This is a genomic window from Ulvibacterium sp. (assembly GCF_965228935.1).
Lineage (GTDB): Bacteria > Bacteroidota > Bacteroidia > Flavobacteriales > Flavobacteriaceae > Ulvibacterium.
Map to the genome: position 1 here is coordinate 2605942 of NZ_OZ245846.1, position 18687 is coordinate 2624628.

20 protein-coding genes are annotated in these 18687 nt (G+C 44.7%); 10 read left to right on the forward strand and 10 right to left on the reverse strand.

Going from position 1 to position 18687, the window contains the following annotated elements:
- The 6 genes from nqrE (at position 1) to ACO06Y_RS10950 (ending at position 5844) form a co-directional block, all read left to right on the forward strand.
- Positions 1–747 carry an NADH:ubiquinone reductase (Na(+)-transporting) subunit E gene (gene nqrE, locus ACO06Y_RS10925; protein ID WP_422083866.1) on the forward strand — a complete coding sequence of 249 codons (747 nt, stop codon included), beginning with the start codon at positions 1–3 and terminating at the stop codon, positions 745–747.
- The gene (gene nqrF, locus ACO06Y_RS10930; protein ID WP_422083867.1) at positions 744–2051 is read left to right on the forward strand and encodes an NADH:ubiquinone reductase (Na(+)-transporting) subunit F; all 1308 of its coding nucleotides are present in this window, start codon (positions 744–746) and stop codon (positions 2049–2051) included. The genes nqrE and nqrF overlap by 4 nt, the downstream gene beginning before the upstream one ends.
- 72 nt (positions 2052–2123) lie before the next feature.
- Entirely contained in the window at positions 2124–2492 is a 369-nt protein-coding gene (locus ACO06Y_RS10935) for a Na(+)-translocating NADH-quinone reductase subunit F (protein WP_422083868.1), read from the forward strand.
- A complete protein-coding gene (locus ACO06Y_RS10940) occupies positions 2461–3504 on the forward strand; it encodes an FAD:protein FMN transferase (protein ID WP_422083869.1) in 1044 nt (347 codons plus the stop codon). Before ACO06Y_RS10935 ends, ACO06Y_RS10940 begins: the two co-directional genes overlap by 32 nt.
- A 528-nt stretch (positions 3505–4032) precedes the next feature.
- Entirely contained in the window at positions 4033–4665 is a 633-nt protein-coding gene (locus ACO06Y_RS10945; protein ID WP_422083870.1) for a helix-turn-helix domain-containing protein, read from the forward strand.
- 99 nt (positions 4666–4764) lie between these two features.
- Positions 4765–5844 (forward strand): TlpA family protein disulfide reductase, encoded by a 1080-nt coding sequence (locus ACO06Y_RS10950; RefSeq protein ID WP_422083871.1) that lies wholly within the window; start codon positions 4765–4767, stop codon positions 5842–5844.
- A 36-nt stretch (positions 5845–5880) separates the two neighbouring features.
- On the opposite strand, the gene ACO06Y_RS10955 is transcribed toward ACO06Y_RS10950, so the two are convergent.
- Genes ACO06Y_RS10955 through gpmI form a run of 4 tightly spaced genes read right to left on the reverse strand, consistent with a single transcriptional unit; the run spans position 5881 to position 9167 of the window.
- Entirely contained in the window at positions 5881–6645 is a 765-nt protein-coding gene (locus tag ACO06Y_RS10955) for a class I SAM-dependent methyltransferase (protein ID WP_422083872.1), read from the reverse strand.
- 18 nt (positions 6646–6663) lie between these two features.
- Entirely contained in the window at positions 6664–6783 is a 120-nt protein-coding gene (locus ACO06Y_RS10960; RefSeq protein WP_422083873.1) for a GxxExxY protein, read from the reverse strand.
- A 17-nt stretch (positions 6784–6800) separates the two neighbouring features.
- A complete protein-coding gene (gene map / locus ACO06Y_RS10965; protein ID WP_422083874.1) occupies positions 6801–7616 on the reverse strand; it encodes a type I methionyl aminopeptidase in 816 nt (271 codons plus the stop codon).
- 33 nt (positions 7617–7649) lie between these two features.
- Positions 7650–9167: a 2,3-bisphosphoglycerate-independent phosphoglycerate mutase gene (gene gpmI, locus ACO06Y_RS10970; protein WP_422083875.1), complete on the reverse strand. Its 1518-nt coding sequence runs from the start codon at positions 9165–9167 to the stop codon at positions 7650–7652.
- 134 nt (positions 9168–9301) lie between these two features.
- Here gpmI and ACO06Y_RS10975 point away from each other — a divergent pair, with 134 nt between their 5' ends.
- The 3 genes from ACO06Y_RS10975 (at position 9302) to ACO06Y_RS10985 (ending at position 10746) form a co-directional block, all read left to right on the forward strand.
- Positions 9302–9454, forward strand: a complete 153-nt coding sequence (locus tag ACO06Y_RS10975; RefSeq protein ID WP_422084254.1) for a hypothetical protein — start codon at positions 9302–9304, stop codon at positions 9452–9454.
- The gene (locus ACO06Y_RS10980) at positions 9430–10146 is read left to right on the forward strand and encodes a methylated-DNA--[protein]-cysteine S-methyltransferase (RefSeq protein ID WP_422083876.1); all 717 of its coding nucleotides are present in this window, start codon (positions 9430–9432) and stop codon (positions 10144–10146) included. The genes ACO06Y_RS10975 and ACO06Y_RS10980 overlap by 25 nt, the downstream gene beginning before the upstream one ends.
- Before the next feature lie 207 nt (positions 10147–10353).
- On the forward strand, positions 10354–10746 hold the full coding sequence (locus ACO06Y_RS10985; protein ID WP_422083877.1) for an ankyrin repeat domain-containing protein: 393 nt from the start codon (positions 10354–10356) through the stop codon (positions 10744–10746).
- A gap of 120 nt (positions 10747–10866) precedes the next feature.
- Here the strand turns inward: ACO06Y_RS10985 and ACO06Y_RS10990 are convergent, their stop codons facing one another.
- The 6 genes from ACO06Y_RS10990 to ACO06Y_RS11015 form a co-directional block, all read right to left on the reverse strand.
- The gene (locus tag ACO06Y_RS10990) at positions 10867–11034 is read right to left on the reverse strand and encodes a DUF6747 family protein (RefSeq protein WP_422083878.1); all 168 of its coding nucleotides are present in this window, start codon (positions 11032–11034) and stop codon (positions 10867–10869) included.
- 167 nt (positions 11035–11201) lie between these two features.
- Positions 11202–11966, reverse strand: coding sequence for a M48 family metalloprotease (locus tag ACO06Y_RS10995; protein WP_422083879.1), 765 nt, complete (start codon positions 11964–11966; stop codon positions 11202–11204).
- Positions 11967–12006: 40 nt separating this feature from the next.
- Positions 12007–12741, reverse strand: a complete 735-nt coding sequence (locus ACO06Y_RS11000) for a M15 family metallopeptidase (protein WP_422083880.1) — start codon at positions 12739–12741, stop codon at positions 12007–12009.
- Positions 12742–12743: 2 nt separating this feature from the next.
- Positions 12744–13190 (reverse strand): GNAT family N-acetyltransferase, encoded by a 447-nt coding sequence (locus tag ACO06Y_RS11005; protein WP_422083881.1) that lies wholly within the window; start codon positions 13188–13190, stop codon positions 12744–12746.
- A 115-nt stretch (positions 13191–13305) separates the two neighbouring features.
- Positions 13306–14472 carry a gliding motility-associated C-terminal domain-containing protein gene (locus tag ACO06Y_RS11010; RefSeq protein ID WP_422083882.1) on the reverse strand — a complete coding sequence of 389 codons (1167 nt, stop codon included), beginning with the start codon at positions 14470–14472 and terminating at the stop codon, positions 13306–13308.
- A gap of 4 nt (positions 14473–14476) precedes the next feature.
- Positions 14477–14923: a hypothetical protein gene (locus tag ACO06Y_RS11015; RefSeq protein WP_422083883.1), complete on the reverse strand. Its 447-nt coding sequence runs from the start codon at positions 14921–14923 to the stop codon at positions 14477–14479.
- A gap of 135 nt (positions 14924–15058) precedes the next feature.
- On the opposite strand from ACO06Y_RS11015, the gene ACO06Y_RS11020 reads away from it, so the two are divergent.
- Positions 15059–18589 carry a hypothetical protein gene (locus tag ACO06Y_RS11020; RefSeq protein WP_422083884.1) on the forward strand — a complete coding sequence of 1177 codons (3531 nt, stop codon included), beginning with the start codon at positions 15059–15061 and terminating at the stop codon, positions 18587–18589.
- The last annotated feature ends 98 nt before the right edge of the window (positions 18590–18687 follow it).

Consider the following 18687-nt stretch of genomic DNA (forward strand, 5'->3'; position numbering starts at 1 on the left):
ATGTTGGAACATATAGAATTATTCTTTAAATCGATTTTCATAGATAACATGGTATTTGCCGTGTTCCTGGGAATGTGCTCATATCTTGCCGTTTCCAAAAAAGTGGCCACTGCCGTAGGGCTTGGCGCGGCGGTAATATTTGTCCTGGCCGTAACCGTTCCGCTGAACTGGTTGTTGGATCAGTATCTTTTGCAAGAAGGTGCCTTGGTTTGGTTGGGGCCGGAGTACGCGGATTATAACTTGAGTTTTCTATCCTTTATCCTGTTCATTGCCACGATTGCCACTATGGTGCAGTTGGTGGAAATCGTGGTGGAAAAATTTTCACCGGCACTCTATAATTCCCTAGGCATTTTTCTGCCCTTGATTGCCGTAAACTGTGCTATTTTGGGAGGATCTCTTTTTATGCAGGCCAGGGAAATTGCGACTTTTGGACTGGCGGTAAACTATGGTATAAGTTCGGGTATCGGTTGGTTCCTGGCTATTTTGGCCATTGCCGCCATTCGGGAGAAAATTCGGTACTCCAATGTTCCTCCTCCGTTGCGTGGATTGGGCATTACATTTATAATTACCGGATTGATGGGAATCGGTTTCCAGAGTTTTGGAGGGATGTTGACAGGAGGTGATGAGGCGGCCGCTCCGGTAGAGGAGACCACAGCGCAAAAAATTGAGAACGAAGAAAAAGAAACCCAAAAGGAAATCGATGAGAAGGAGATTTCCTATAACGATGCCGTAAAAGAATACAAATGATTTTAGCTACAAGTATAGGAGGCACCATATTAATTACCGTAGTTGCATTTTTGATCCTGTTGCTCTTGTTGGTGGCCTTGCTATTGTTTACCAAGGAAAAATTATCCCCCTCTGGTCCGGTGACCATTACAATAAATGGCGAAAAGCAGATAGAAGTTGCCTCTGGTAGTTCCTTGTTGTCCACATTGGGTAATCAAAAAGTGTTTTTACCGTCTGCCTGTGGGGGTGGGGGAACCTGTATTCAATGTGAATGCCACGTACTTTCCGGGGGAGGGGAGGCCCTACCCACCGAAACGCCACATTTTTCCAAACGGGAATTGAACGAGGGAGCTCGCTTGGCCTGTCAGGTGAAGGTTAAGCAGGATATGGAAATCACGATTCCTGAAGAGGTCTTCGGTATCAAAAAGTGGGACGCTACGGTGGTTCGAAACTACAATGTGGCATCCTTTATCAAGGAGTTTGTTGTGGAAATTCCGGAAGATATGAACTATAAAGCGGGAGGGTATATACAAATAGAAATTCCACCATGTGAAATAAAATATTCCGATATAGACATTACCGCCCATCCCGAAGAGCATGAAACACCAGATAAATTCCAGACGGAGTGGGATAAGTTCAACCTTTGGCCCTTGGTAATGAAAAATACCGAAACGGTGGAAAGGGCATACTCCATGGCGTCTTACCCTGCTGAAGGGCGGGAAATCATGTTGAACGTTCGTATCGCGACCCCACCATGGGATCGTTCCAAAAATGGATGGATGGATGTAAATCCCGGTATTGCCTCTTCTTATATTTTTGCTCAAAAGCCTGGTGATAAAGTAGTTATTTCAGGGCCTTATGGCGAATTCTTTATTAATGAGTCGGAATCCGAGATGCTATATGTAGGGGGAGGAGCCGGAATGGCACCGATGCGCTCCCATTTGTATCATTTGTTCAAGACCATGAAAACAGGTAGAAAGGTTACCTTCTGGTACGGTGGGCGATCCAAAAGGGAATTGTTCTATTTAGAACATTTTAGGGAGTTGGAACGGGAATTCCCCAACTTCAAGTTTTATATGGCACTTTCGGAACCTTTGGAAGAGGATAATTGGAAAGTAAAGGAAAGTTTGGATGGCCCGGGGGATGGTTTTGTAGGTTTTATCCACAATTGTGTGATAGACAATTATTTAAATGATCATGAGGCTCCCGAGGATATAGAACTTTATTTTTGCGGACCTCCGTTGATGAACAAAGCCGTTCAGAAAATGGGCGAGGATTTCGGTATTCCCGATGAGCATATCCGCTTTGACGACTTTGGTGGGTAACGGAGATATAAAAGTATTCTTTTGGCCTGATCTGTTTATACCGGTCAGGCTTTTTTGATGTAATTTTTAGCTATGGGCAAACCATTGACCGAACAAGAACTGCACAATCTGGCCATGAATATCGTGGGCAGGCAACTGGAATCGGATGGTTATGAATTCATGGGGGTGAACAGCAAGCCCAAGAAAAACCCGCAGTTTGTATGTCTTAAGGAAAAACAATTGCACTTTATCGTTGTCCGAAATGTGGATTATCCCAATGACCCCAAGGACTATGATACAAAGCTGATGCAAAAGGTAAGGACACATGCCGAGAAATTTGAGGCGCGTACCTATTATGCCGGTGTAGGGCTTTCCAATGCGAGCGATCAAAAAATGCCGGTTTTTTTGAATGAAGCCTATATAGTGGATTATGACGGACTTATTGAAATTCGCGATGAATAGGCTCGGTTTTATCTTTATATCCACCATTTTTATGCTTTCCTGTTCCCCGGACAGCTCTAAATTGGTACGTAATGGAAACGCCGGAGGTGCTTTGGGGACTTCCTATAGCATCATTTATTTGTCCGATGAGGAACAGGATTTTCAAAAAGAAATCGACTCTGTATTCGCAGTAATCAACAAATCCTTGTCCACGTATCTTCCGGATTCGGATATATCCAAGATCAATCGGGGAGATACTACCATAGTGGTGGATAAAATGTTCAGGGAAGTATTTGAACTTTCCAAAAAAGTAAACCGCAATACGGATGGTTATTTCGATCCTACTGTGGGAGTTTTGGTCAATGCCTGGGGCTTTGGCCCGAGCCCGTCCATCAAAATGGATAGCACTGCCGTGGATAGTCTTTTGAACTTCGTAGGATTTGAAAAGGTAGACTTGACCAAATCCAATCGAATTAAAAAGGCAAATTCCAATATCTATTTGGATTTCAACGCCATTGCCAAGGGATATGCCATTGATCGGTTGGCTGCTTTTTTGGACGAAAAGGAGATTTCCGACTACCTTATCGAAGTGGGTGGGGAGCTTGTAGGCAAAGGAGAAAACCGGATAAAGGGGAAACCATGGGTAGTGGGTATCGACGATCCCCAAATTGAAGAAGGAAGGCGCCTTAAAATTTTGATGCAATTAAAGGATAGGGCATTGGCCTCCTCGGGAAACTACCGGAAGTTTCGGGTAGATTCCATTACAGGGAAAAAATACGTCCATACGATAGACCCTAAATCCGGATTCACTAAGAACGGAAGCACCTTGGGAACTACGGTTTTGGCAAATACCTGTGGAGAAGCAGATGCCTATGCGACCGCCTTTATGGCTATGGATCTTCAGGACGCACTTGCTTTATTGGCGGCACAGCAGGAACTTGATGCCTATATCGTTTACCTGGATGAAGCGGGGGAAGCCCAGGAATTTATGACCGAGGGCTTCAAGGACTTGGTAATGAATCCCAATGGGTAAAATGTGAAAACCATTGGTGTTTTCAATTATATGGAAGCCCCTTTGTATATTTAGCCTTCATCAATCTATTTGCTTCGGCTATTCGGCATGTTTTCCTTTACCAATGTAATTCATATCATCATCATTTTCCAAGGGACTTTGCTTGCTATTTATATTTTGGTCTCAAATAACAAGAAAAGTAAGGGAGACCTCCTTTTGGCAACAATAATAGGGACTCTTACCATGCAGGTTTTGGGACTTTTCCTCGCGAACAGGGGCATCGCCAGTGCTTTCTTTCAAAGTGTTAATTGTGTGTATGGCTTTTTATACGGGCCGTTACTGTTTTTTTATATCAGGTGCATAACCCAAAAACGGTTTGTTTTTTCAAGGATAAACTTCCTTCATTTTTTTCCCTTCCTTGTCATTTGTCTCGGTATTTGGTTTACAAATGGAAATATCTGCATTCCGGATATTTATATAGGCTATGTGGTCCATGTTCTTTTTTACATCTTTTTATGTTTTATTCAGGTAAGGAGATATAAGCAGGTAATGAAGGCCAACTATTCACAATTGGAGTGGTTGAACGTAGGATGGCTACATGGGGTCTTTGTTATATTTTGCTTGATCGTTCTTACGGATATTGCACAATTTATTGCGTTTTTTTTGGGCTTCAACACGTATTTTTTGGAGAATGCCGTTTTTCTCTTGATGCTTGTGATTATTAATTTGCTTTATTTCTATGGATTTACCTCCTCTAGAAAACCTTTTGGCTATAGCAAGGAAGATTTGTTGTTTACCACGGCCTTAACATCCCGTAAACGAATCAATACCACGCTGGGAGAAAACAAAGGACTTATAGCGAAGCTGGAAGATCATATGCTTACCCATGAGTCCTTCAAGAACTATGACCTAACGATTGCCACCTTGGCCCAAGAGATTGATATACCCAAAAGAAGACTTTCCGAATTGATCAATGACCACTATGATCAAAATTTTGTGGACTTTATCAATACCTACCGAATCAATAGCGCCAAGGAAAGGTTTATGAGTCCTAAAAGCCATACCGAAACTATCTTGGAAGTATTGTATGAAGTGGGATTCAATTCAAAATCATCATTCAATACCGCTTTTAAAAAAAAGACCGGAATTACACCTTCGGAATTTAAATCCAAGTTCAAATAAAATTTCTATCACTTTTTAAATGGGTTCGGATTCGCGTTTTCAGACGACTGGTGTTTGCCATCGACCTATTTTTGGCGGCAAACTTTAAATACATCAATTATGAAAACGATCAAAATTTTAGTGCTGATATGCATTTTTATCAGTAGTTGTAGATCTCAACAAGGCCCGGAAATCACATTTTCCTTTGAAGTAGAATCAGATGAAATCACTTCGGTTACCATTTCCAAGTATAATTATGATTTGGAGAAAATGGTGGAATGGAAATCCCTGGATAACCTGGTTCCCCAAAAAACCTATCAAGCTACGGATAAATTTTTGGAACCGTCCATCTACGGCCTAAAACTAAATACAGGGAAAAGTGTGAGAATAGCAGTTGAGCAAAGTGGTGTGGTACATGTTAAAATGGAGGATGGGATAGAACTGGAATCAAAGGTCGCCTCCAATTTGGATTTCAACAAGAGTATTGAAAAGCTTAACAATCAATTTTTTGCAGGGATGATTCAGGATTTTGATGAGGCCATGAAAGAAAACGATCAACAAAGAATAGAAGAGCTTGAAAAGGAGAAGGACAAAGTTTTGGTGGAGTTTATAAAATCCATGGAGAACCTGGTAAGGAATATGGGGCCATCAGCCGAAGCTTACGATGCCCTCAGCTATTTTGATCTTACGAAAAATAACAATTTTTTCAAGGAGATGCTGACCAGGTTTGAAGTGGAGTATCCATCAAGTGGAATGAGTAAGTCGCTAAAAAGTCGGATAGATAAAGCAGCTCAACTTGCCATAGGTAGCAAAATGACAAATTTTAAGGCGCCAAATAAAGAGGGGGTTTTGGTAAATCTTTCCGATTATAGAGGAGGATATGTACTAGTGGATTTTTGGGCATCGTGGTGCAGACCTTGTAGGGTGGAGAACCCAAAACTCCTTGAACTTTATACTAATCATAAGGGAGTTAAGTTTGAAATTATTGGGGTCAGTATAGATTCGAACCGTGACCTATGGGAAAAAGCCATCCAGAAAGATGGAATTGTCTGGAATCAAATCTTGGACAAAGACCAGACTATTTTTAAACAGTATTTGTTATCATCGCTTCCGGCAAATTTTTTATTGGATCACGAGGGTAGGATCGTTGCAAGAAATATGACGGCGGAAGAATTGAAAACCAAGCTTGAAACCCTTTAATGAAGCATATTCAAAAAAGAATCCGGTCATGGGGTATCATTTCCTTACCAAGGGAATGATTTCCCCTTTGGCCAAGCGATATCGTTCTATGTCCTCATCCGAGAGGGATGAAGTATAATCTACTTCCTCCACTGTAAACCCCACATTGCGCAACTTGTCAAAGTAATCCCTCCCATAAATACGGACATGATCGTACTGTCCGAAGATTTCGGCGCGCTTTCTCCTATCGGTAATGGAATCATCCTCAAAGGTTCTTTCCCTTTTCAAATCTTGGGGAATTTGGAAAATACCCCATCCATTAGGTTTAAGAACCCGATAGAGCTCTTGCATGGCCTTGATATCGTCCGGAATGTGCTCCAAAACATGGTTACACAGAATAACATCGAACGAATTGTCCTTAAAAGGTAAATTACAAATATCGGCCTTTACATCCGCCAGGGGTGAGTTGAGGTCCGTAGTAACATAATCCAGGTTTTTTAATTTTTGGAAACGTTTGTGAAACGCCTGCTCCGGGGCAAAATGCAATACACTATATTCCTTGGAAAAGAAATCGGTTTTATTTTGTAGGAACAACCATAGCAGTCTGTGACGTTCCAAGGATAAAGTGGACGGCGATAAAACGTTTTCCCTCGGATTTTCATAACCATAGGGAAGAAATGTCCTAAAGGACTTTTGGTCTATGGGATCAACATAAGAACTGCCCTTCATAAAAAAGGCAAGTATAGGCCTGACCCAATAACTCAATTGTATTAAAAGGGGCCTGGGCAAGGCGTTGAGAACGTATTTGAAAAGTTTTGACACGAATTACACGAATTGTCGTTATTCTTTAAGGAACGCACCGTACACGGATTCACTAAAGCCTTTGCCCAATTCGTTATGGACATCCATACAAAGGCCGATTATACAATAGGATTCATCTTTGTAAATGATGTTGGACATAACAAAAATTCGAGGGATTAGTGAAATTCGTGTCTCCGAAACTCTGCCTCTTCATCACTTTGTATTCCTAGGGCATCGTAGATATATTGATACGTGGACAACAATTCCGGTTTACCGTTCACCAGGGCAACGTTGTGTTCAAAGTGGGCACTGGGTTTTCCATCAGCGGTCAAAATAGTCCATCCATCGCTTAGTTGCTTTATGCGTCGGGTACCCATATTGATCATGGGTTCTATGGCGACCACCATCCCTTCAACAAATTTTTTGCCGCGCCCGCGTTTTCCGTAATTGGGCATTTCCGGGCTTTCGTGCAGTTTTCTCCCCAGCCCGTGGCCGACTAATTCTCTAACCACACCGTATCCGTGGCTTTCACAGTAATTTTGAATGGCAAAACCCACATCACCGACCCGATTGCCCAACCTAAATTCACGGATGCCTATATGAAGGGATTCCTTGGTAACCTGAAGCAATTTTTGGGTTTCTACCGAAACCTCCCCAATCTCAAAGGTATAGGCATGATCCCCATAAAAACCATTTTTAAGGGCACCACAGTCTACAGAAATAATATCGCCGTCCTGCAACGGCTCATTGTTCGGGATGCCGTGGACCACTTGCGCATTAGGGCTCATATTTAACGTATTGGGAAAGTCGTACATACCCAGAAAGCCAGGTTCCGCACCATGGTCCCGGATAAATTCCTCGGCAAGTTTGTCCAAGTGTAAAGAGGTGACGCCTGGTTTTATCTCCCCGGCCAACATACCCAAAGTTTTGGAAACGATCAATGCACTTTCGCGCATTAATTCTATTTCTTCCGGTGTTTTTATTTTTACCATAGGCCGCAAAGGTAAACAAATGCAACCAGTTCTTTAAACCAACGGTTTTTGGGTCATTAATGAAGGTTGGGGAATACCCATAAGTTTGAGTATGGTCGGGGCTATATCGCCAAGTACGCCGTCCTTTACTTCTTTAATATCTTCATCCACTACAATTAAAGGTACAGGATTTGTAGTGTGGGCCGTATTGGGACTGCCATCCGGATTGATCATGGTATCGCAATTGCCATGGTCCGCAATGACTATCGTAGAATAGCCATTCTCATGTCCGGCCGTAATTACTGATTCCGCGCACTGATCCACGGTTTCGCAGGCCTTTATGGCCGCATCCATATCTCCGGTGTGCCCTACCATATCTGGATTGGCAAAATTAAGGCATACAAAATCCGCTTCTTTCTTTTCCAATTCAGGTATAATGGCATCCCGTATTTCATAGGCGCTCATTTCAGGTTTTAAGTCGTACGTAGCCACTTTAGGCGAAGGACATAGAATCCTTTGTTCTCCTTCAAACGGAATTTCCTGGCCGCCGTTGAAGAAAAAAGTAACGTGTGGGTATTTTTCGGTCTCAGCGATACGAATCTGTTTTTTTCCCGCCAAGGCCAAGGTCTCCCCAAGGGTTTCCTTAATGTTATCCTTATCGTAAACTACCTTAATGTCCTTAAAGGAATCATCGTAATTGGTCAAGGTTACATAGTATAAGTTCAACGTATGCATCTGGTGTTCGGGCATGTCCTGTTGGCTCAATACTTGGGTAAGCTCCCTTCCCCGGTCTGTTCGGAAGTTGAAAAAGATAACCACATCGTCTTCCCCGATTTTGGTCAGGGGTTTGTTGTTCTTATCCACCATAACAATTGGCTTCAAAAACTCATCGGTAACGCCTTCATCATAACTTTTTTGCACGGTAACCGAAATTTGGGAGGACTTTTCTCCGTTTGCATGGACCATTAGGTCATAGGCTTGTTTAACACGATCCCATCTTTTATCACGGTCCATAGCAAAATATCTCCCGACTACGGAAGCCAACTCGGCGTTTTTATCCGAACAGAAATCCACTAGATCCTGTAAAAACCCCTTACCACTTTTAGGATCAACGTCCCTTCCATCAGTAAAGGCATGAACATACATATGTTGTACATTGTAACTTTCCCCGGCATTGATCAAACCTTTTAGGTGGGAGACATGACTATGTACCCCACCATCACTTACCAGTCCCAAAAAATGTACGGACTTGTTATTGGCATTGGCATATTTGAAAGCTTCCTGTAACACCTTTTCTTCCTTAAGCTTATCTTCTTTTACGGCCAGATTGATTTTGGCAAGGTCTTGGTAAACGATTCTTCCCGCGCCCAAGTTCATGTGGCCCACCTCACTATTGCCCATTTGTCCTTCGGGAAGTCCAACGTTCATACCATCCGTAAGAAGATTGGCATTGGGGTATTTTTTATAGAGACTGTCAATAAATGGCGTATTTGCATTATCTATGGCAGAGACTTTGGGATCTAGGGATTTTCCCCAACCGTCCAAAATCATCAATATCACTTTTTTGTTCATCGTTCGATTTTTATAAGAGTTTCAAAAGTAGTATGATCTGGTACGAATTGCCAATAATACCACCTTCTTTTTTGGGTATGTGAAGTAGCAAGAAACGGATTGTGGAACATGGCGGATTCGGTTACTTTTGAACCATGGAAAAAACATATCACGGACATATTATAGAAAGGGCTATCCACTATATTGTGGAAAACTATAGGTCGCAGCCCAGTTTGGAAGAGGTTTCCATCACGTTCATCTCAGCAAGTATCACTTTCAACGGTTGTTTCATGAATGGGCAGGTGTAACGCCCAAGCAATTTTTGCAATATATTACGGTGGAGCATGCAAAAAAGTGTTTGGAGGAAGGACAATCTACCCTTACTACTGCCTATGAGGTGGGGCTTTCGGGTAATGGCCGCCTGCATGATATGTTTGTAAAAATAGAATCCTGTACCCCCGGCGAGTTTCAAAAAAGAGGCCAAGGACTCGTATTGAAGTATCAAGTAATAGATTCACCCTTTGGTGAATTGGTCATTGCGGAGTCGGAATTGGGCATAACCCAAATGGAGTTTTTACAGGAAAATGAATCCCCCATCGAACTATTGGAATCTATATTTCCCGAAGCCTGTTTTTATAGGGAATTGGGTACCTATGGCCATATGGTAAGGCAGTACTTCTCAACCTGGGAAATTCCGGAAAAACAAATAGTGTTAGATCTTAGGGGCACGCCGTTTCAAGTAAGTGTGTGGAAGGCCCTACTTTCCGTTCCCTCCGCTCAATTCGTGGCTTATGGCGATATTGCAAGGGCTATAGACAAACCCAATGCGGTACGGGCCGTAGGAACTGCTATAGGAAAGAATCCCATTGCCTATCTGATACCTTGCCATAGGGTAATCCGGGAAACGGGCGAAATGGGCGGATATGGCTGGGGTAGGGGCAAGAAGTACCTGATCAATGGTTTTGAAAATGTACAATTGCGCAATAAACGGATTGCATAGATTGTATCCTATACGGATTTTTGTCCATATGAAAGAATCATTTCGGAGGAAAAATGAACGGACTTTTTCGAATGTGAAAAAATCCATAAGGGATTTTCCGAATCTGTTAAAGTTTAATTAATTATGTGTTAATTACGTAACAAAAGACCATAAGAGCAGTCTATCTTTATATCATCAAAATTTATTCATCAATTAAATGTATTCATCATGAAAAAAACAATTCTAACCCTTGCCTCGGCATTATTGCTAGTAGGCGCAACCGCGAATGCCAAATCAGAAAATCATCAAACTGATTTAGTTACAAGTAATTTTACAGCTAAAGTTGAAGTTAGTATCTTTTGCAAAGCTATCATGCAAGGGGACATTGAAACCGTTAAGCGCTTGATAGAGCTTGGCGAGGACGTAAACAAGAAATCCTTGGGAATGACCCCTGCCATATTTGCCGCCCGGTATAACAAGGCGGAGATTCTTGAATTACTTATTGCGAATGGGGCCAACCTTAGATTAAAAAGCGATAAAGGGTATACGGCCAAAAAATATGCGCAACTTTCCAATGCCACGGAAGCATTGGCCGTTATTGAAGCGGCTATGGGAAGCTAATGTAGTTCATCAATCAAAAAGAAGAAAAAAACCTTCGGCCTCTCGGCCGAAGGTTTTTTTAATCACTGTTTATTCACTTCAAATAGTGTTCAAGTAAAAGAGCGCGAATAAATTCAGTTCTTAAAATTCAAATCCATTTAAGGCTCTGTGCATAAAAGCATATACCGCCATAAGGAGCATAAGGGCACAGAAAACGGAATATATTTTAAGAAGTACGACCACTATTTCAGGTTTGCAATTCTCAAAAGCCTCCGTGTAAAGGTTCTTGAAATGTGTAAGTGTTCCCATATAGTTTCATTTAAATGCTGAAATAAATCCAGCATGAGTTATTAAATTAAAGCTATAAGGGGTTAAATCTGAGGCAGGAAAGATTTGTGAAACAAATATAACAAAACAGGTGTAAAAACCTAGGCTTGTAGGTTGAATTAACTTTTTTAAGGTTGAATGGAAAGGTATTACCGTTCTTTATATTTTTGGATGGCTTCCCTTATTTTTTGAATCCTGTTCTCCGGGTCTGGATGGGTACTTTGAAATTCCGGTGCTCGATTGGGTCCGGCGGCGTCTTTAAGAATTTCCATTACTGTGATCATCTCCCCTGGTTCGTACTCGGACTGAATCATGAACAATACGCCCAGTTCATCGCTTTCCAATTCATCGCCCCTTCCATTTTTCAAGAGGGTGTTTTGTCCTATGCTACCTACAATTCCTCCGGCATCCGCTCCTACCGAAGCCCCCATGGAAACGGTTCGCCAGAAACTGCTCTCAGCGATTCGTTCTGCAGAATGCCTACCGATTACATGGCCTATTTCGTGTCCTAGGACACCGGCCAACTGGGCTTCGTTCAATTTGGAGAAAAGGGCATAGGTAATGAATATCTGTCCTCCGGGAAGGGCAAAGGCATTTATGGTACGGTCATCCGCCAAAAGATGAAAATCATAACTATAAGGTGTCTCCCGCGCTATACTATTGTTTACAAGTTTGGCGCCTATGGCGTCCACATAGGACTGGAGGCGTTCATCGGGATAAAGGCCTCCATGTTGTTTGGCCATTTCCGGGGCACTTTGCAGACCTATCGCAATTTCCTGCTCCGCAGTCATATCAATGGTCTGTACCCTTCCGGTATATGGATTTTCTTCTTTGTTGTTGCAACGTTGGATAAAGGCAAAGGCTACTATGGCCAAACCAATGAAAATGCGAATTTTCCAACTGCCTCTTCTCATGATGATTAGTGTCCTAGGGTAGTTTCAAGATACCAAAAACTTATAAAAGAGCCGGATTTATATCCAAAATATTATCCTGAATGTAGTTTTTGAGAAACCCGTTGGTGAAATGTTCGCTTCCCAAAAAATCTTCTTCTTGAAGCAACTTAAGGATATTCTTTCTTCGGAATTCGGTCAACATTGGGATGGATATGGGAGCATAGCTATAATGCCAGGGTTCATACTTAAAGCCCCTTCTTCCGAAATCGTCCGTATAGACCAAATAGAAGTCGTAGTCCTTGGAATTTTCGTCCATCCACTTTTTAAGGTCCACAAATGGGCCGTCGTTTTCAAATTTGGCAGGATCTAGCACATCCCCTTCCACCTTGCGATATCCGTCAATAATGTCGATATCCGTACCCCAATGATGTCTACTTGTACCCGGAATAGTGGAATATTCTATAATCTTGTCAATAGCGTCCAAGGGCCTCATACCATCATCTTCCGTAAACCTTAGGAATTTCCGTTCCCAAATACCCTCTTGCCGGTAAAAATCGCGATAACTGGATACGATTTTTATATCTATTCCATCGTTATAGGCGGCCTTTTTCATGTCCACAAAAGCATCATGTGCCTTTTTCCTTAGGTTGATGCCCTTGCCATAAAGTTCGATGTCCACCTTGCCCATAAGTTCCAAAATGGAATATTCAAATTCTTTGTTCAAGGCCCAAGAGGGCATCAGTGACAGTGCCAAACCGGAAAAACCACTTTTTTTAATGAAAGATCTTCGTTCCATAGCTAGTATAACTTTTTGAACATTACGTAATGCATTCCTATTTTGGGAATCTCAAAAACATTGCCAATCGTCCCATATCCCAATTTTTTGTAAAAATCTACCGCACCTATCCTTGCGTTCATCCAAATACAAGGTATCACTTTTTGCAAGAGTAGTGCCTCGGCAAATGTAAGGAGTATTTTTCCAAAACCTTTTTTATGGTGCTCTTTTACCACTGCCATTCCGCGAAGTTGGTAGGCATTTTGGAACCCGCAGTCGGCATGATCTTGTTTTAAAAAGGTGGCCACTGCCACCAATTGGTTCTGATAAAAGCCCCCGATGTGGATGGTCGTCTCCCTTTCATCCCCGGCAAATTTACATTCCTCCAAAGGCCTTCCCTTTCGAAGTTCGGAATGTCTTACCCGATACGTCTCTTCAGCTTTAATTTCCTTTACCTCAAAACCGTTCATAGCTTAGCCTACTTATTCAGACACTCTTTAGCGCTATCTAAAATTAACCAATTAATCCCTGATCCGGACAGTAAAGAATTTTTTGGCTTAAAATCTGGAATTTTTAGGGGATGTTCTACCTTTTAGTTGAGGAAACGTACATATACCCCTGGTGTTTTTGTCGCAGGTCGTTCATGGTAATGATGTAGAAATATACTCCTGAAGCCAGTCCTGCATTTTGGTTTAGAATTGCTCCTTGATTGGATATTCCATTAAATTCGTTGGTATAATTGGTTTTTGAATAGACCAGCACCCCATAGCGGTCAAAGATTTGTAAGGTATTATTGGGGGATTTTTCAATTCCCTCAAGGACAAGAAAATCATTTTTGCCATCCCCGTTGGGCGTAAGGAAGTAATTGTCCAGTTCTATGGTCTCAAAAGTTTCCGTAAGATCATCGTTTCCGCCGATTGTGATTATTTCATAATCATTTGGTACAAACTCCTCGGAGGTAACCGATCCGGAGGTCATGCTTCCCTCCACTTGTGTATTTCCTAGATTTACCCACTGATTTTCCATTTTGCTCCATCCGACTACTTTTAAATCGCTCAGGAACTCCCCCAAGGCATTGATGTTGCTCCAGGCATTCCAGCTCAAGGTAACCCTTGAAGGCATGTCACCTTCCAGTTTCCAAAATTCCCTTTGGCTGACCGAAACATATGACGTGCTTTTTTGGTTGGTGCTAAAACCCTTGCCCAAGGATTGGGAAGTATTGGGGTCTTCGCTAAAATAGGCACATTTCACCAAAGCGTTTGTTGCGGCGGATTCTATCCGTAGCGTACGTAGCCTATCATTATCCCCAACGGGAAAGGTAAAACTATCCGTATTGGTAGCTGCTGCGTAACCATCTATCATGGAAATATCATTTTCCCCCACATAGAAGGCGTTGTCCAAAAAATTTAGAAAAAAACGGGTATCATTTTTTGGGCTAATAATGTGCCCCGAAATAAAATTAGCGTTGTTGGCGACGTACATGGGGACATTCAAAAACAACCCGTTGTCGACGGCAATTTCGGCATCGAAAAAAACCGGAGCCTGATTGCCCGAGATGTTCAGGCTTTCATTTTCTCCATAAAAACCGACCAGACCAACATCTTGATTTAGATCCCCATCGTTAATGAGGTTTACATGAAATCCGACGGATGTGCCATCATGCAATTGAAGGGCACCATAATTATGTATGGCATCCTGGGCGTATAGGCCCATGCAAAAACAACAGGAAAATAGAAATGCCTTTATCCTCATGATGTTATCGCAGTTTATTGATCATAAAACTAGATTCGTCAGTACCGCTAAAATTCACGGTACCGGAATTTGCTTCCCTATACGTGATAATGGATACCACGTCATTGGCACTTAATTGCAGAATTTCGTTTAGGTGAATACTCGAGTGGTCATGGCCACTGGCCCATCGGATATATCCTGAAGCGGCTATGGCCCCAATCGGTGTTCCGTTCACGGCAATACGGGCATTGACATTGGTCCTTTGTCTATTATTTCCCGAATTATTACCGACCAGGGACAAGTTGGCCCGTATATCATATCTTCCCGATTCCTTTACAATTAACGTATTTCCGCTTACCTGATACAGATTAGTCCCGTCGTCCACATAATCCTGAGTTCCAAAGATCGGTGCTACGGTTCCATTGGAGTTAAGATTGGTGCTTGTATTGGAGTTGGTCCAACGGCCTCCCAAATTTATTTTAAGATAAGCGCCACCATCCGTACCGGTTGTAATGGAATTATTCGAATCCGTTGAAGTTATTCCAATGGTAATATTGTTTCCGCCGGTAATGGAAATATCACCTGGGGTACCATCCGTGCTTAAAGTTTGATCATCAGAAGCTGGGTCCCCTGGATCCCCTTTATCTCCTTTGTCACCTTTCTCACCCTGGATCCCTTGTATCCCCTGGTCACCCTGGTCACCTTTTTCACCTTGGATACCCTGGTCGCCCTGGTCACCTTTCTCACCTTGGATACCCTGTATGCCCTGGTCTCCCTGATCACCCTTTTCACCTTGGATTCCCTGTATACCCTGGTCACCCTGATCTCCTTTCTCTCCCTGGATACCCTGAATACCTTGGTCGCCCTGATCTCCTTTCTCACCCTGGATACCCTGTATACCCTGGTCTCCCTGGTCGCCTTTTTCACCTTGGATACCCTGTATCCCCTGGTCTCCCTGGTCTCCTTTCTCGCCTTGGATACCCTGAATACCTTGGTCGCCCTGGTCTCCTTTCTCTCCTTGGATGCCCTGTATCCCTTGGTCCCCTTGGTCGCCTTTTTCTCCCTGTATACCCTGTATACCCTGTATGCCCTGGTCTCCCTGATCTCCTTTGTCACCTTTCTCACCTTGGATTCCCTGTATACCCTGGTCTCCCTGATCGCCTTTCTCTCCTTGGATGCCCTGGATACCTTGGTCACCCTGATCACCCTTTTCACCTTGGATCCCTTGTGGGCCTATGTCTCCTTGGTCACCTTTATCTCCCTGATCTCCTTTGTCGCCTTTCTCGCCCTGGATACCCTGTATGCCCTGGTCGCCCTGGTCACCTTTATCGCCCTGGTCACCTTTTTCACCTTGGATGCCCTGTATCCCTTGGTCTCCCTGGTCTCCTTTCTCGCCTTGGATGCCCTGTATACCTTGGTCGCCCTGGTCTCCTTTCTCGCCTTGGATTCCCTGTATGCCCTGGTCGCCCTGGTCTCCTTTTTCACCTTGGATTCCCTGTATGCCCTGGTCGCCCTGGTCGCCTTTCTCGCCTTGGATGCCCTGAATACCTTGGTCGCCCTGGTCTCCTTTTTCTCCCTGTATACCCTGAATACCTTGGTCGCCTTTCTCTCCTTGGATGCCCTGTATACCTTGGTCTCCCTGGTCTCCTTTTTCACCCTGTATACCCTGAATACCCTGGTCGCCCTGGTCGCCTTTTTCACCTTGGATACCCTGAATACCCTGGTCGCCCTGGTCGCCTTTTTCACCTTGGATACCCTGTATACCCTGGTCTCCCTGATCGCCTTTCTCTCCTTGGATGCCCTGGATACCTTGGTCGCCCTGATCACCCTTTTCACCCTGGATCCCTTGTGGGCCTATGTCTCCTTGGTCACCTTTATCTCCCTGATCTCCTTTGTCGCCTTTCTCGCCCTGGATACCCTGTATGCCCTGGTCGCCTTTCTCACCTTGGATGCCCTGTATACCTTGATCGCCCTGGTCTCCTTTTTCACCCTGGATACCCTGTATGCCCTGGTCGCCCTGGTCACCTTTATCGCCCTGGTCGCCTTTCTCACCTTGGATACCCTGTATCCCTTGGTCGCCCTGGTCACCTTTTTCACCCTGGATACCCTGTATGCCCTGGTCTCCCTGATCGCCTTTCTCTCCTTGGATGCCCTGTATACCTTGGTCGCCCTGGTCGCCTTTCTCTCCTTGGATGCCCTGTATGCCCTGGTCACCCTGGTCTCCTTTTTCTCCCTGTATACCCTGAATACCTTGGTCGCCCTGGTCGCCTTTCTCTCCTTGGATACCTTGTATGCCTTGGTCTCCCTGATCGCCTTTCTCTCCTTGGATGCCCTGAATACCTTGGTCGCCCTGGTCGCCTTTCTCTCCTTGGATGCCCTGTATACCCTGGTCTCCCTGGTCTCCTTTCTCTCCTTGGATTCCCTGTATGCCCTGGTCTCCCTGGTCTCCTTTTTCACCCTGGATACCCTGTATGCCCTGGTCGCCCTGGTCACCTTTATCGCCCTGGTCACCTTTTTCACCTTGGATACCCTGTATCCCTTGGTCTCCCTGGTCTCCTTTCTCGCCTTGGATGCCCTGTATGCCTTGGTCGCCCTGGTCTCCTTTCTCGCCTTGGATTCCCTGTATGCCCTGGTCGCCCTGGTCGCCTTTTTCACCTTGGATACCCTGAATACCTTGGTCTCCCTGATCGCCTTTCTCTCCTTGGATGCCCTGTATACCCTGGTCTCCCTGGTCACCTTTCTCTCCTTGGATGCCCTGTATGCCTTGATCTCCCTGGTCTCCTTTCTCGCCTTGGATACCCTGTATGCCCTGGTCGCCCTGGTCGCCTTTCTCTCCTTGGATACCTTGTATGCCCTGGTCGCCCTGGTCACCTTTATCGCCCTGGTCACCTTTCTCGCCTTGGATGCCCTGAATACCTTGGTCGCCCTGGTCTCCTTTCTCTCCTTGGATACCTTGTATGCCTTGATCTCCCTGGTCGCCTTTCTCTCCTTGGATGCCCTGGATACCCTGGTCGCCCTGGTCACCTTTCTCGCCTTGGATCCCTTGTGGGCCTATGTCTCCTTGGTCACCTTTATCGCCCTGGTCACCTTTTTCACCTTGGATACCCTGGTCACCTTTATCGCCCTGGTCACCTTTTTCACCTTGGATACCCTGTATCCCTTGGTCTCCCTGGTCTCCTTTCTCGCCTTGGATACCCTGTATCCCTTGGTCTCCCTGGTCTCCTTTCTCGCCTTGGATGCCCTGTATACCTTGGTCGCCCTGGTCTCCTTTTTCACCTTGGATTCCCTGTATGCCCTGGTCACCCTGGTCTCCTTTTTCACCTTGGATACCCTGAATACCTTGGTCACCCTGATCGCCTTTCTCGCCCTGGATGCCCTGTATGCCCTGGTCTCCCTGATCGCCTTTCTCGCCCTGGATACCCTGTATGCCCTGGTCGCCCTGGTCTCCTTTCTCGCCCTGGATGCCCTGTATGCCCTGGTCGCCTTTCTCTCCTTGGATTCCCTGTATGCCCTGGTCGCCCTGGTCTCCTTTCTCTCCCTGGATGCCCTGTATCCCCTGGTCACCCTGGTCTCCTTTCTCGCCCTGTATGCCCTGGTCTCCCTGATCGCCTTTCTCGCCCTGGATACCCTGTATGCCCTGGTCGCCCTGGTCTCCTTTCTCGCCCTGGATGCCCTGTATGCCCTGGTCGCCTTTCTCTCCTTGGATTCCCTGTATGCCCTGGTCGCCCTGGTCTCCTTTCTCTCCCTGGATGCCCTGTATCCCCTGGTCACCCTGGTCTCCTTTCTCGCCCTGTATGCCCTGGTCTCCCTGGTCACCTTTCTCTCCTTGGATTCCCTGTATGCCCTGGTCTCCCTGATCGCCTTTCTCGCCCTGGATGCCCTGTATGCCCTGGTCTCCCTGATCGCCTTTTTCACCCTGGATACCCTGTATACCTTGATCTCCCTGATCACCCTTTTCACCTTGGATCCCTTGTGGGCCTATGTCTCCTTGGTCACCTTTATCTCCCTGATCTCCTTTGTCGCCTTTCTCACCTTGGATTCCCTGTATACCTTGGTCGCCCTGGTCTCCTTTTTCACCCTGGATGCCTTGGTCCCCCTGGTCGCCTTTCTCGCCTTGAATTCCTTGAGGACCGGTTAGATTTGAGGTCGTAAATGAGGTACCATCCGAATAGTTTATGCTAAACGTACCATTGCCATTATCCACAAATGAAAAACTTCCGGTTTTACCGGAGCCAT

Excerpts from the sequence above, each read along its gene's own strand:
- nqrE (WP_422083866.1), top strand. The coding sequence starts at position 1 with ATGTTGGAACATATAGAATTATTCTTTAAATCGATTTTCATAGATAAC.
- nqrF (WP_422083867.1), top strand. The coding sequence starts at position 744 with ATGATTTTAGCTACAAGTATAGGAGGCACCATATTAATTACCGTAGTT.
- ACO06Y_RS10935 (WP_422083868.1), top strand. The coding sequence starts at position 2,124 with ATGGGCAAACCATTGACCGAACAAGAACTGCACAATCTGGCCATGAAT.
- ACO06Y_RS10940 (WP_422083869.1), top strand. The coding sequence starts at position 2,461 with ATGACGGACTTATTGAAATTCGCGATGAATAGGCTCGGTTTTATCTTT.
- ACO06Y_RS10945 (WP_422083870.1), top strand. The coding sequence starts at position 4,033 with ATGAAGGCCAACTATTCACAATTGGAGTGGTTGAACGTAGGATGGCTA.
- ACO06Y_RS10950 (WP_422083871.1), top strand. The coding sequence starts at position 4,765 with ATGAAAACGATCAAAATTTTAGTGCTGATATGCATTTTTATCAGTAGT.
- ACO06Y_RS10960 (WP_422083873.1), bottom strand. The coding sequence starts at position 6,783 with ATGTCCAACATCATTTACAAAGATGAATCCTATTGTATAATCGGCCTT.
- map (WP_422083874.1), bottom strand. The coding sequence starts at position 7,616 with ATGGTAAAAATAAAAACACCGGAAGAAATAGAATTAATGCGCGAAAGT.
- gpmI (WP_422083875.1), bottom strand. The coding sequence starts at position 9,167 with ATGAACAAAAAAGTGATATTGATGATTTTGGACGGTTGGGGAAAATCC.
- ACO06Y_RS10975 (WP_422084254.1), top strand. The coding sequence starts at position 9,302 with ATGGAAAAAACATATCACGGACATATTATAGAAAGGGCTATCCACTAT.
- ACO06Y_RS10985 (WP_422083877.1), top strand. The coding sequence starts at position 10,354 with ATGAAAAAAACAATTCTAACCCTTGCCTCGGCATTATTGCTAGTAGGC.
- ACO06Y_RS10990 (WP_422083878.1), bottom strand. The coding sequence starts at position 11,034 with ATGGGAACACTTACACATTTCAAGAACCTTTACACGGAGGCTTTTGAG.
- ACO06Y_RS10995 (WP_422083879.1), bottom strand. The coding sequence starts at position 11,966 with ATGAGAAGAGGCAGTTGGAAAATTCGCATTTTCATTGGTTTGGCCATA.
- ACO06Y_RS11000 (WP_422083880.1), bottom strand. The coding sequence starts at position 12,741 with ATGGAACGAAGATCTTTCATTAAAAAAAGTGGTTTTTCCGGTTTGGCA.
- ACO06Y_RS11005 (WP_422083881.1), bottom strand. The coding sequence starts at position 13,190 with ATGAACGGTTTTGAGGTAAAGGAAATTAAAGCTGAAGAGACGTATCGG.
- ACO06Y_RS11010 (WP_422083882.1), bottom strand. The coding sequence starts at position 14,472 with ATGAGGATAAAGGCATTTCTATTTTCCTGTTGTTTTTGCATGGGCCTA.